Source organism: Zobellia laminariae (assembly GCF_030553095.1).
Classification (GTDB): domain Bacteria; phylum Bacteroidota; class Bacteroidia; order Flavobacteriales; family Flavobacteriaceae; genus Zobellia; species Zobellia laminariae.
Map to the genome: position 1 here is coordinate 1,786,257 of NZ_CP130738.1, position 12,841 is coordinate 1,799,097.

General features: G+C 36.3%; 12 protein-coding genes and 1 pseudogene. 10 read left to right on the forward strand and 3 right to left on the reverse strand.

Annotated features, from left to right (window positions below; all coding sequences use genetic code 11):
• Positions 1-269: 269 nt before the first annotated feature.
• The 3 genes from Q5W13_RS08460 to Q5W13_RS08470 all read left to right on the forward strand — a co-directional run bounded on the left by Q5W13_RS08460 (position 270) and on the right by Q5W13_RS08470 (position 1,164).
• Positions 270-599: a YtxH domain-containing protein gene (locus Q5W13_RS08460; protein WP_155595323.1), complete on the forward strand. Its 330-nt coding sequence runs from the start codon at positions 270-272 to the stop codon at positions 597-599.
• A 3-nt stretch (positions 600-602) separates the two neighbouring features.
• Positions 603-818: a hypothetical protein gene (locus tag Q5W13_RS08465; RefSeq protein WP_304446001.1), complete on the forward strand. Its 216-nt coding sequence runs from the start codon at positions 603-605 to the stop codon at positions 816-818.
• Between the two features lie 130 nt (positions 819-948).
• The gene (locus Q5W13_RS08470; RefSeq protein WP_155595321.1) at positions 949-1,164 is read left to right on the forward strand and encodes a DUF6327 family protein; all 216 of its coding nucleotides are present in this window, start codon (positions 949-951) and stop codon (positions 1,162-1,164) included.
• Between the two features lie 76 nt (positions 1,165-1,240).
• On the opposite strand, the gene Q5W13_RS08475 is transcribed toward Q5W13_RS08470, so the two are convergent.
• Both Q5W13_RS08475 and gltX read right to left on the reverse strand, forming a co-directional pair.
• Entirely contained in the window at positions 1,241-2,170 is a 930-nt protein-coding gene (locus tag Q5W13_RS08475; protein WP_155595320.1) for an SPFH domain-containing protein, read from the reverse strand.
• A 157-nt stretch (positions 2,171-2,327) separates the two neighbouring features.
• A complete protein-coding gene (gene gltX, locus Q5W13_RS08480) occupies positions 2,328-3,845 on the reverse strand; it encodes a glutamate--tRNA ligase (protein ID WP_304446002.1) in 1,518 nt (505 codons plus the stop codon).
• 80 nt (positions 3,846-3,925) lie between these two features.
• Here gltX and Q5W13_RS08485 point away from each other — a divergent pair, with 80 nt between their 5' ends.
• From Q5W13_RS08485 to Q5W13_RS08515, 7 genes and pseudogenes are all read left to right on the forward strand, one after another.
• Positions 3,926-4,831: a hypothetical protein gene (locus tag Q5W13_RS08485; protein WP_304446003.1), complete on the forward strand. Its 906-nt coding sequence runs from the start codon at positions 3,926-3,928 to the stop codon at positions 4,829-4,831.
• Positions 4,828-7,440 (forward strand): coiled-coil domain-containing protein, encoded by a 2,613-nt coding sequence (locus tag Q5W13_RS08490; RefSeq protein WP_304446004.1) that lies wholly within the window; start codon positions 4,828-4,830, stop codon positions 7,438-7,440. The genes Q5W13_RS08485 and Q5W13_RS08490 overlap by 4 nt, the downstream gene beginning before the upstream one ends.
• Complete coding sequence (gene ybeY, locus Q5W13_RS08495) at positions 7,433-7,852, forward strand: rRNA maturation RNase YbeY (RefSeq protein ID WP_304446005.1); 420 nt, start codon at positions 7,433-7,435, stop codon at positions 7,850-7,852. Before Q5W13_RS08490 ends, ybeY begins: the two co-directional genes overlap by 8 nt.
• Positions 7,853-7,926: 74 nt before the next feature.
• Positions 7,927-9,795, forward strand: a pseudogene (mnmG, locus tag Q5W13_RS08500) (tRNA uridine-5-carboxymethylaminomethyl(34) synthesis enzyme MnmG).
• 295 nt (positions 9,796-10,090) lie between these two features.
• Positions 10,091-10,645, forward strand: coding sequence for a hypothetical protein (locus Q5W13_RS08505; protein ID WP_304446006.1), 555 nt, complete (start codon positions 10,091-10,093; stop codon positions 10,643-10,645).
• Positions 10,623-11,450 carry a class I SAM-dependent methyltransferase gene (locus tag Q5W13_RS08510; protein WP_304446007.1) on the forward strand — a complete coding sequence of 276 codons (828 nt, stop codon included), beginning with the start codon at positions 10,623-10,625 and terminating at the stop codon, positions 11,448-11,450. Before Q5W13_RS08505 ends, Q5W13_RS08510 begins: the two co-directional genes overlap by 23 nt.
• A 375-nt stretch (positions 11,451-11,825) precedes the next feature.
• Complete coding sequence (locus Q5W13_RS08515; RefSeq protein ID WP_304446008.1) at positions 11,826-12,332, forward strand: OmpH/Skp family outer membrane protein; 507 nt, start codon at positions 11,826-11,828, stop codon at positions 12,330-12,332.
• 57 nt (positions 12,333-12,389) lie between these two features.
• On the opposite strand, the gene Q5W13_RS08520 is transcribed toward Q5W13_RS08515, so the two are convergent.
• Positions 12,390-12,788: a DoxX family protein gene (locus tag Q5W13_RS08520; protein ID WP_304446009.1), complete on the reverse strand. Its 399-nt coding sequence runs from the start codon at positions 12,786-12,788 to the stop codon at positions 12,390-12,392.
• Between the last annotated feature and the right edge of the window lie 53 nt (positions 12,789-12,841).

Below are 12,841 nucleotides of genomic sequence, written 5' to 3' on the forward strand. Positions count from 1 at the left end.
TACAGAATTAAGCTTATTAATATATCCAGTAATCGGTTTTTTGGCTATTAAATCGCTTTAAAACCGTTAAATGTACCTTAAAATGATGTAAACGTCAATTTTCAAAAAAATGATGTAAACGTCAATTTTCAAATTGATTGAGGTAATATCGCTGGAATGTTTGGCGTAAATTGCATAGTATATAAGAAGTTAATTTGTTTGTCCTTTTTAGTACGGAAAAATAATCTTCTTATAGTTTTAGCAGAATATTAATTTAAAAAATACAGATTATGTCAAACGATAGTGGAAATGTTTTATTGGCCGTTATAACAGGAGCAATTTTAGGAGTAGGGGCTGGAATTTTATATGCACCGGCTAAAGGCGAAAAGACAAGAAAGAAAATTAAAAAGAACGCTTTAAAAACTAAAGATGATATCTCACACAGAATTTCTCAAGCAACTGAGGAGTTAACCAAAACTGCCGAAGAGAAAAAGGTAGATTTTGAACTTAAATTAGAAGATACTATTTCTAATATGAGTTACAAAGCGGATGATATTATCATGAGCTTAGAGAATAAGTTGGCCGAATTGAAGAAAAAGAATGCTCAATTACAGAAATAGCATATGGCTTTTGAAGAACTAAAAGAGAGCATATCAGAAGCGGAAGCAAGTGCTAAGTCATACATAGACAGTAGTACTGAGTTTTATAAGCTAAAGGCTTTTAAACTGCTTATGAAGGGTGTTACTGGGTTTGCCCAAGCGGCCTTTATAGGAACAGCTGTGGTCTTGTCACTTTTATTCTTATCCGTAGCTGCAGGTTTTGGATTGGTGCTGAATTAGAGAATACGGCCTTGGGATTTTTATGTGTAGGAGGGTTTTATATACTTCTGGGTATATTGGTCTTTGTGTTCCGTCGTTCTTTGGTAAAACCATTGATGGCTCGTTTTTCCGAACTTTATTTTGAAGAGATATGATACCAAAAAAATATACTTCTTTTGAGCAGATAGACCAAGATTTAAAAATCTTGAAACTACAACAGGATATAGAACGCGAAAACCTAAAAATGCAGGTTCAGATAACAAAGAATAATTTGTACCCAACGCATTTATTGGGCGGTTTTAGCGGCATTATTCAGAAACTAACTATTTCAATGGTAGCTAAAAAGCTGTTGAAAAAGTTCAATTAAACCAAATACATAATATAAAACGGTACTCAAAAACTTATTTTTGAGTACCGTTTCTTTGTTTGTCAAGAGTTTAATATTACTCTTTCTTTTTCTCTTTTTGGGTCTTTTTCATGGACTCACCAATCATATTACTTGCCGTAAAGGATGCGACCATGTTATTCAACATATCACTACCGGCTTGTGGAGAGTTAGGTAGAAGAATTAAGTTCGTGTTCGTTTCTTCACCTATAGATTGTAAGGTATCATAGTGTTGGGTAACTACAATTAGGGCAGAGGCTTCTTGTGAGTTGATACCCACTTTATTCAATACTTCTACAGATTCTTCTAATCCGCGTGCTATTTCACGACGTTGATCGGCAATACCCATACCTTGAAGTCTCTTACTTTCTGCTTCCGCTTTGGCTTTTTCTACAATTAAGATACGTGCGGCATCGCCTTCAAACTGTGCCGCTATTTTTTCACGCTCAGAGGCGTTAATACGGTTCATTGCTTCCTTTACCTGAGCATCTGGGTCAATGTCCGTTACCAAGGTCTTAATGATGTCGTAGCCATAGTCTAGCATAGCCTCCTGTAATTCAGATTTTACCGCGATTGCAATATCATCTTTCTTAACAAAAACATCATCTAATTTCATTTTAGGCACTTCGGCACGGACAACGTCAAATACATAAGATGTTATTTGCTCGTGTGGATATTCCAGCTTGTAAAAGGCGTCATAAACCTTTTCTTTAATTACCACATACTGAACAGAAACCTTAAGTTTCACAAATACATCATCTAAGGTTTTGGTTTCAATAATTACATCTAGCTGTTGGATTTTAAGGCCCATTCTTGCTGATATACGCTGTACGAAAGGTATTTTAAATTGAATTCCGGATTGTCGTACACTTGTAAATCTCCCAAAAGTTTCTATTAAAACGGCAGTTTGCTGTTTAACAATAAAGACTCCGGAAAGCACCGTCGCAACGACGAAAAATATGATTGGTATCCAAATAAGATTTCCCATAATTTTTGATTTTTTAGTTATTGATTGAATTTACAAAACGCTTCGTATATATGTAGTACTTTTCTTGAGTTTGTTACAGTTGACTTCAATTAACGAAAAAGGAGCAGAGATTAGGGTTAACTAATTTCTGCTCCTTTTTAAAAAATATAAATGGATTTTAAGCTAAATCTGCAATCGCCTTTTGAATGCGAGCAATGCTATCTTCTTGACCAATCATTGCCATAATATCAAATAAATGTGGGCCTTTCATATCACCAACAATTACCAAACGTAGTGGTGGCATTACCTTTCCAAAAGATAGTTCTTGTTCTCCAATCCAATCCTTTACAGTGGTTTCGACGTTTTCAGACGTGTAATCGGTAATTCCTTCTAATACAGATACCAAACGGTTTAAGATATCTGGAGTATCTTCTTTCCATTGTTTTTTGGCAGCCTTTTCATTGTATGAAGTAGGGGCTTCAAAAAAGTAATCGGATAAGTCCCAAAAGTCAGAGACGAATACGGCACGTTCCTTAATCAGGTCAACAACTTTTTCAAGATAATCGCTAGACTTATCAGCAATAGAAATTGATTTAGATTCTAGAATTTCAGCATAAAGGTCGGCCAATTCTCTGTTGTCCTTGCTTTGTAAATATTGTTGATTGTACCATTTGGTCTTATCAGGGTCAAAACGAGCCCCAGACTTGTTTACACGTTGTAAACTAAAGGTTTCAACCAATTCATTGAGACTAAAAATCTCTTGTTCTGTTCCTGGATTCCACCCTAAAAGGGCTAAGAAATTAACAACAGCCTCTGAAAAATAGCCTTCCTCTTTGTAGCCTTTAGACTCGTTCCATGTCAGCGGAAATACAGGGAAGCCCATTTTTTCACCATCACGTTTGCTAAGTTTACCTTTTCCTACCGGTTTCATTATTAATGGTAGATGTGCGAACTCAGGAGCTTTCCAGCCAAAAGCGTCATATAATTGTTGGTGTAGTGCCAAAGACGGCAACCATTCTTCACCACGTATAACATGAGTAATTTCCATTAAATGGTCATCAACAATGTTAGCAAGGTGGTAAGTAGGCATTCCGTCACCTTTAAATAGAACTTTATCATCCAGAACGTTAGTGTCTATCTCAATAGTACCACGAACTATACGAACTATATCCTTAAGATATAATTTTTCATCTGGAGCCGTTAAAAAACGAACTACATAATCTTCACCCGCATCTAAGCGTTTTTGAACTTCTTCAGGTGTTAAGGAAAGAGAGTTATCTAATTTTAAACGGTTGTGCCAGTTATAAATAAAAGTCTTACCATTAGCCTCATGGTCTTTACGGTGAAAATCAAGCTTCTCTGCTATATCAAAGGCATAGTAAGCCTTTCCGTTGGCTATTAGCTCTTCTGCATATTGCTTATATAAATGCTTACGCTCACTTTGTCTGTATGGGCCAAAGTCTCCTTTAAGACCTGGGCCTTCGTCAAAAGTTAGTCCACACCATTTTAGTGAGTCTATAATGTACTGTTCAGCACCTTCAACATAACGGTTTTGATCAGTGTCTTCTATTCTCAGAATAAAATCACCACCGTGTTTTTTGGCGAAAAGATAGTTGAATAGGGCGGTGCGGACACCACCAATGTGCAATGGCCCTGTTGGGCTGGGTGCAAAACGTACGCGTACTCTTTGGCTCATGGCTAAAAATTTATGGCGCAAAGGTATAAAAAGCACCCTAGCCCTCAAAGGTATACTGCTTAAACCGCGCTTACATTCGAGTGAATTTGCTCTTAAACGCTCAGGTGCTTTTTTCCTTATCTTTACGTTATATGGAAGGTTATCAGAATATACTTCAGAAACTAAACGGTTTCGTTAGAAAGTACTATACCAAAATGCTCATTAAGGGCATATTGCTTTTTATAGCGTTTGGTTTGCTGTTCTTTTTTGCTGTTTTGGGGGTTGAATACCTCCTTTGGCTTAATTCTACAGGCCGTTTGGTGCTTTTGCTGACATTCGTAGCCATAGAGCTGTGGTTGTTGTTTAAATATATTCTAACGCCCTTATTTTATCTTTTTAAGTTAAAACAAGGTATAAACAACAGGCAAGCATCCGTTTTAATTGGTAAACATTTTCCAGAAGTAGGAGATAAGCTGTATAACTTAATAGACCTTGGTGAGGACAAAAACCAATCGGAATTATTACTTGCCAGCATTGAACAACGTAGTGAACGGATGAGCCTTATCCCTTTTACTAAAGCAGTAGATTTTCGTGAGAATTTTAAGTACCTAAAATACTTAGCGGTACCTGTTTTAATTCTGTTGTTTATTTGGATTAGCGGAAACTTCACATCTTTTTTTGGTTCCGCTAACCGTGTGGTCAATTATAATTTGGCCTATGAGCCACCCGCTCCTTTTTCTTTTTTGTTGCTATCTAATGATTTAAGTGTTTTAGATTCTAAAGAGTATATTCTTGAAGTTTCAACGGAGGGTGCTATTAAGCCGGAAACAGTATCTATAGTTATTGACGGCAAGCAATCTGTTTTACAGGAAGATAACGGTCGGTACCGTTATATATTTACTCCGCCATTAAAAAGTGTTGAATTTTACTTCTTGGCTAACGGAATTCGCTCTAGAATGTATGATTTAAAGGTGCTTAAGACACGGTTATTGGAGATTTTCAAATGAAATTAGATTATCCTAATTATACCGGTAGACCATCTGAAACCTTAAAGAGTACTGGTAATGCACTGTTTCCAGAGGGCACAAAGGTGACCTGGAGGATAGTAGGGAAGAATACAAAAACCATTCATTTGGTTACTAAGGATACCGTTCAGAATTTTTCAAAGGATAATGGTATATTTTCTTTTGATAAACGGGTATATACAGACCTTGAATATGAAGTTGCCACATCCAATGAGAATGTAGTGGATTATGAGAAACTGGGGTATCAGTTCACTGTAATTAGAGATGATTTCCCAGCAATAAAGGTTAAACAAGTCTTAGACTCACTTAATCCAAATATTGCATATTACGCTGGGGAGGCTTCGGATGATTATAAACTGAATAGTATAAAACTAATTTGTTATGCCGATGATAATCCTGAAAACAAGCAAACAATACCATTGAGCAGTCCTAACAGTAATTTTGATCAGTTTTATTACACCTTTCCTTCTGGCCTGAAATTAGAGAAAGACAAGAAATATAGCTTCTATTTTGAAGCAATAGATAATGATGCTATCCACAAGGGAAAATCAACTAAAACGCAAGTGTTCTCTCTGTCGTTATTGGATGAAGATCAATTACGGAACAAGGAACTAGAATCCCAACAGTCGCTAATTAGCAATCTTGATAAATCCTTGGAAAAGTTCAAGGAACAGCAGGATGACCTAAAGGATATTAATAAAGAACAGAAAGAGAAGAGGCAGTTAGATTTTACGGATCAGAATCAGGTCAAGGATTTTTTGAAGAAGCAGCAACAACAGGAGAGTCAAATGGAAAAATTCAGTAAGCAGCTGAAGGAAAACTTAAATAAGTTAGATAGTGACGATAAGTTGAATAAACTACTTCAAGAACGTCTGGAACGTCAGGAAATACAGGCAAAGAAGAATGAGAAGTTATTGGAGGAATTAAATAAGATTGCTGATAAAATTAACAAAGAAGAGCTTTCAAAACGGTTGGAAGAGTTGGGAAAGAAGCAGCAAAGTAGCGAGCGTAACCTTGAGCAGTTGTTGGAATTGACCAAACGGTATTATGTTACGGAAAAGGTAGATCAGTTGGCTCGAGATTTAGAAAAATTAGCTAAGAAACAGGAAAAGGCAGCTACCAATACGGGGGAGAAAAACAAAAAGGAGGAGCAAGAGGAACTTAATAAATCCTTTGAAAACCTAATGAAGGAGTTGGATGAACTTCAAAAAGACAATCAGGATTTAAAGAAGCCGCTTGATTTGGATCGTGATGAAGAGAAGGAAGGTGATGTCAAGAAAGAGCAAGAAGGGGCTTTAAAAGAGCTCGAGAAGCAGGAATCTGGCGAATCAAAAGCAGAGGAAAAGGAGGAGTCTTCAAAAAAAGCGGAACAGAAGCAGAAGTCAGCTGCCCAAAAAATGAAGGAGATGGGCGAGCAGTTGAGTAATTCTTCTGCCGGAGGTGGTGGCGAGTCTACTATTACTGAGGATGCAGAAATGTTGCGTCAAATACTGGATAATCTAATTACTTTCTCATTTAAACAAGAGTTGTTGTACGATAGCTTGGAGGATGTTGATTCTGATAGTCCTCAGTTTTCTAATGCTATCCATAAACAACAAGAACTACGCGAACTTTTTGAGCATATAGATGATAGTCTTTTTGCATTGTCCTTAAGACGTGCAGAACTTTCTGAGTTTGTTAATGAGCAAATTACTGAAGTGTATTATAACGTTGATAAGACCTTGGAGAGCGTAGCTGAGAATCAAATATACCAAGGTGTATCGTATCAAAAATATGTGTTGAGTGCATCTAATAGTTTAGCAGATTTTCTTGCTAATATTTTGGATAATATGGAACAGAGTATGATGTCTGGAGAAGGTCAAGGAGAGGGTGAAGGTTTTCAGTTGCCGGACATAATTAAGGGACAACAAGAGTTAAAAGAGAAGATGGACGGAATGGGTAAACCTGGTGAAGGAAAACCCGGAGAAGGTAAGCCTTGGGAAGGTGAAGGTAAAGGTGAAAAAGGCAAGGGAACTGATGGAGACGAGGGTGAAGGAGATTCCAAAAAGGGTGAGGGTGAAAATGCAGGAAAAGGACAGGGACAAGGTGGAAGGAAGAGTGAAGGAGGCGAAGGTAAAAATGGCCAAGGAAAAGGAGGAGAATCTGGACAGGGAGGTAACGGACCGTCCGAAGCTGAATTGCAGGAGATTTATGAAATTTACAAAGAGCAGCAAATATTACGTGGCCAATTGGAACAGCAACTTAAGGATATGATGGATGCTGGAGATAAGCAACTTGCTCAAAAGCTCATTAAGCAGATGGAAGATTTTGAGAATGACTTACTTGAAAATGGGTTTACACAGCGTAGCCAGTCTAAAATTAATAACATTCAGTATCAAATGCTTAAACTTGAGAATGCGGCCTTGAAACAAGGAAAGAAAGCTGAAAGGGAAAGTAATACAAATACCAATCAGTTTCAAAACCCCATTACTACTAAACCCTCATTATTAGAGAATTATCGAAATGAAATTGAAATTTTAAATCGACAAAGCTTACCTTTGCGCCAAAATTTTCAAAACAAGGTTAAAGAATATTTCAAAAGCAATGATTGAGTTTCATTATAATACCGATTTTTCCTTAGAGAACGAACAAAAGTTCGTTGATTGGCTTAGCACGGTCATAGATTCAGAAGGGGGCACATTAAGTCAGGTTGATTATGTTTTTTGCTCCGATGAAGAGGTTTTGGAAATGAATAAAAAATACCTAGATCATGATGCGTATACAGACATTTTGACGTTTGATTATACAGAGGATAAACTCATTGCTGGTGATATTTTTATATCTGTAGACAGGGTAAAGGATAATGCCCATGAATTCAATATAGCTTTTGAGGAAGAAATCCTTAGAGTTATGGCGCATGGTGTGTTGCATCTTTTTGGTTTTAAAGATAAATCCGAAGATGAAGTTACTTTAATGCGGAGTAAAGAGAATGAGAAAATTAAATTGTTCCACGTGGAACAATAGAATATACCAATTGCATTTAGCTTGGTTTGGTAATAATATTTTATAGAGTAATCACATTTTATATAGGAGAAGAGATGTTTGGAGAGGAGTATGATGTTATAGTTGTTGGTGGTGGTCATGCAGGCGCAGAGGCTGCGGCTGCAGCTGGAAATATGGGTTCAAAAACCCTTTTGGTTACCATGAATTTACAAACCATTGGTCAGATGTCTTGTAATCCCGCTATGGGGGGAATTGCTAAAGGACAGATAGTTCGTGAGATAGATGCACTGGGAGGAATGAGTGGAATTATTACGGATAAGTCTGCTATTCAATTTAAAATGTTGAATAAATCTAAGGGGCCTGCAATGTGGAGTCCACGTGCTCAGAGTGACCGTATGCGGTTTGCTGAAGAGTGGCGCTTGGCTTTAGAGAATATACCAAATGTAGATTTTTACCAAGAAATGGTTAGCGGTTTGCTAATCGAGAATGGAAAAGCAGTAGGTGTAAAGAGTTCTTTAGGTATAGATATTAGAGCTAAATCTGTAATTCTAACAAACGGTACTTTTCTAAATGGATTGATTCATATTGGTGAAAAGCAGTTTGGTGGTGGTAGAGCAGGAGAGAAAGCTGCAACCGGAATTACCGAGCAATTATTGCAATTAGGTTTTGAAAGTGGACGGATGAAAACAGGAACACCACCAAGAGTTGATGGTCGTTCCTTGGATTATTCAGTTATGACTCCTCAGCCAAGGAGATGCTATTCCTGAGAAATTTTCATACTTAAACACGCCAATTTTAACAACCCAGAGGGACTGTTTTTTAACGCATACTAGTGAATTGGTTCATGATGTATTGCGCGAAGGTTTTGATCGTTCGCCCATGTTTAATGGAAGAATAAAAAGTGTTGGTCCGCGTTATTGTCCTTCTATAGAAGATAAGATTAATCGTTTTGCTGATAAGAATAGTCACCAAATTTTTGTAGAACCAGAAGGTTGGGATACAGTAGAAGTTTACGTAAATGGCTTTTCTACTTCATTGCCAGAGGATATTCAATTCAAGGCTTTGCGTACTGTAAAAGGGTTTGAGAAGGTTAAGTTTTTTAGAAAGGATATGCTATTGAATATGATTATTTTCCACCTACGCAGTTGAAGCATACGCTAGAAACTAAGCTAGTGGACAACCTTTATTTTGCTGGTCAAATTAATGGAACTACAGGGTATGAAGAAGCAGCTTCTCAAGGTTTAATGGCAGGAATAAATGCGCATCTTAAAGTTAATGAGAAAGAAGATTTCATTTTAAAAAGAGATGAAGCCTATATAGGTGTTCTTATAGATGATTTGATTACAAAGGGTACAGAAGAGCCATATCGTATGTTTACTTCTAGGGCCGAATATCGAACCTTGCTTCGCCAGGATAATGCAGATTTAAGGCTTACGCCTAAGGGTTATGAAATAGGTTTAGCTAAAAAAGAACGCTTAATTAGAATGGAGGAGAAGGAGTTAAAGTCCGATTCTTTTGTTAACTTTTTTAGAGAAACTAGTGTTAAACCGGAGGAGGTAAATCCAATTTTGGATAGCGTCAATTCTGCTTTAGTTAAGCAATCTGATAAGATGTTCAAAGTGTTTTCTAGGCCAAAAGTAACCATGGATCACATGCTTCAATTGGAAGCTGTTTCTGGTTTTGTGGAAGAGAATAATCTGGATAGGGAAGTACTGGAGCAGACAGAAATCCAAGTGAAATATTCTGGTTATATAGCAAAAGAAAAGAACAACGCAGACAAGTTATTGCGTCTTGAAAATGTTAAGATACCTGCTAATTTTGATTACTCAGACCTTAAGTCTTTGTCTTATGAGGCAAGGGAAAAACTGAATGCAATTCAGCCGGTAACGATAGCTCAAGCGGCTAGAGTAAGTGGCGTGAACCCATCAGATATTAGTGTGCTTTTAGTTTACTTGGGTAGATAGATTTTACAACGTTCCACGTGGAACATGTGTATCTTCCTTGCTAATGTTCTAGAAGAAATCAACACGGTGACATAGTAATAGCAGTTGCTCCATAGCTAATGATAGGTGTACTGCTGATTTAAAATTTGGGATTAAAAAGTATTTAAAATAAAGGGTTTCTTATTTTGTCCAAGTGTTTGGATCAATAAGAAATCCTTTTCTCTTTTCCCTAACTATAGAACGAATGCAATGTCTTTAAATTGTTTTGGGCTCAGTTTTTGTTGTAGTATAATTTCAACCTAAAATAGACATGAAAATGAAACGTGCTCTACTTGTTTTGTGCTTAGCCTTAATAGTTCAATCTTGCATTCCCGTCCGAATTGCGCCAACGATAAAAGACTACAAGTTAACCAAGGGAAAGAAGTTTAAAAGAAGTCTTTCCAAACGAACCATGTTTATTTTCGAGGACCCGAAAGAGGCTGCGCATTTTTACAATTATGTGAACACAAAGTTTCATTTGAATGATGAAAATGTGTACGATGATATCCCGTTTCTTATTGAAGGTGAAAACTACTTTTTTGCTTTTTATGAGATTGACATTCCCACTAAGGTTTTAAATTTAGCGCCTGCAATTTTTAGAGCAACTGTGAATGCTGCATTAGATAATGAAGGAGATGATAATAATGTTGATAGTGAAGATATGTTACGAACCGATAATTGGTATATTGCTATTGAAGTGTATAGTGATAAAGAAAAAGATTGCCTTCATAAAGATTCGTTTTCTAGAGAGCCAGTTTTAAATTATCTTCGGACTCTCAAAAAGGAATATCTTACCACGCACAACTATAATGAAACCGTTTTTAAAAACTAAGGACTTCTCAATTTCTGGTGAAAACTTTGAATTACTTTTAGATGAAGAACTAGAAATGTTGGTGACCAAACCCCAACCAAAAGATCTTCATAAGTATTACGAAAGTGATACCTATATTTCGCATACTGATGCTTCTAAATCTCTTCTTGATAAAATGTATCAAGCAGTTAAGAAATTTAGTTTGGCTCAGAAAGTGTCTTTGATAAATAAGTATGCAAACGAGAATAAAACCTTGTTGGATTTTGGTGCTGGAACTGGAGACTTTTTGTTGGAAGCCAAAAACAGGGAATGGTCTGTTCAGGGAATAGAGCCAAGTGAAGATGCAAGGGCTCGCTCACTTCAAAAAAAAATGGAGTTGTTTTCTAATATAGAGGAATTGCCCAACTCCAAATTTCAGGTTATTACGCTTTGGCATGTTCTGGAGCACTTGCCAAATTTAGATGAGCAAATTACAAATATCCTGAATCGGTTAGAAGATGATGGTATTCTTATAATTGCCGTTCCAAATTTTAAATCTTACGATGCAGAACATTACAAAGAATTTTGGGCGGCCTATGATGTGCCGAGACACCTTTGGCATTTTTCTAAAGATGCAATTAAAAGAGTGTTTGCAAAACACGGTATGGAATTAGTAAAAACAAAACCCATGTGGTTTGATGCTTTTGTTTCCATTCTTTCTGAAAAATATAAAACTGGCAAACAAAATTTTATCAAAGCTTTTTTTATTGGTCTTTGGTCTAATTGTGTGGCTGTATTCAATGGGGAACCTTCTTCAGTAATCTATATTCTTAAAAAGCAGTCATAAGCTTTCATTTTGGCTTAAAACTCATTTTAAACGCTTTTAACGGTAGTTAAGAACAAGTGGCTTGGCATTGGGTGTTTTGTTTAAAATCCCCCAAGAGCATCGTTTTTACGATGTTGTTTTTAATCATTTTCATTTATAGACATGTGTTATTGCTATAAATAATCCTTATGAGGTATTTTTTATCCTTTTCGGGAGAAATAAAAATTACATTCTTCAATAATGATTTCTTAAGTCACATTTATAAATAAGATGACAACAATTAGAAAAGCTTTTCTATTTTTGCGCAACTTGAAAATTAAATTCTTCTGAGTTTAAGTAAGACGGATTTTAAAATTAATTAGCGAAGAGTAAAAGAAGATTAAAATAAATTGAATTATGAAAAACGTAGTAGTGGTATTTTTAATGTTGGTATCGGTTTCTTGTCAACAAGAAAAAATTGGATTTGTAGACAATGTAAAGTTGATGGAAGAATATCAAGAGAAAATTGATGTTGAAGCTGCTTTTAAAGTAAAGGCAGATGCTCTTACTAAAAAGAGAGATAGTATTTCACAAGCTTTTCAAATGGAAGCACAAGCTTTTCAAGCTCAAGCTCAAAAGTTGTCTCAGCAAAAAGCTCAGGAACAATATGCTGCTATGCAACAGAAAGGTCAAATGATCGGTCAGCAATTACAACAAGAAGATCAACAACTTCAATTGATAGGTCAAACAGAAATGGATAGCATAATCGGTAAAGTTAAAAAAGAAGTAAAAGCATACGGTAAGTCTAAAGGCTACGCTTATATTCTTGGTGGTGGTGATGGCGGTAGTGTCTTATACGGCGCAGAAGCTAATGACTTAACTGCAGAAATCGTAAAACTTTTGAACGATAATTACAAGAAGTAATCACCGATTACAATTAATTAAAAAGCGTCTACAGACATTAACCTGTAGACGCTTTTTTTATGTCTGAAGAATATAGACCAGAAATATAGCTGGAATAAAATAGACAGCAATGGTCTTTGCTCCTTCATAGTCTTTGGCCATACGTTGGCCGAACATAAGCATTAGCAGAGAGACGCAGGATAGGATACTTCCATAAAGCGCAATACTGCCTTCTCCCATGATTATTATCTGGTATAGTCCTATGGCGCATAAAATACCTGATGCAGTTTCTATAAGCAGCAATGTACCTAATAGTAACGGAACTAAATTTTCTAAAGGAGTTCCTGAAAAATGCTCTTTGAGCCAAGAAAGGTTTTCTTTCCAATTAAATACTTTGTCAATACCGCTTTGCATGAAAACAATAATCAAAAATATTAAGATTAATAGCTCGGTGGCAGAGTTGAGAAAAGTATCCATAATCTTTTGGTTTGATGGTTGGGTACCATTAAGTTACCAAAAAATGTGGTAGT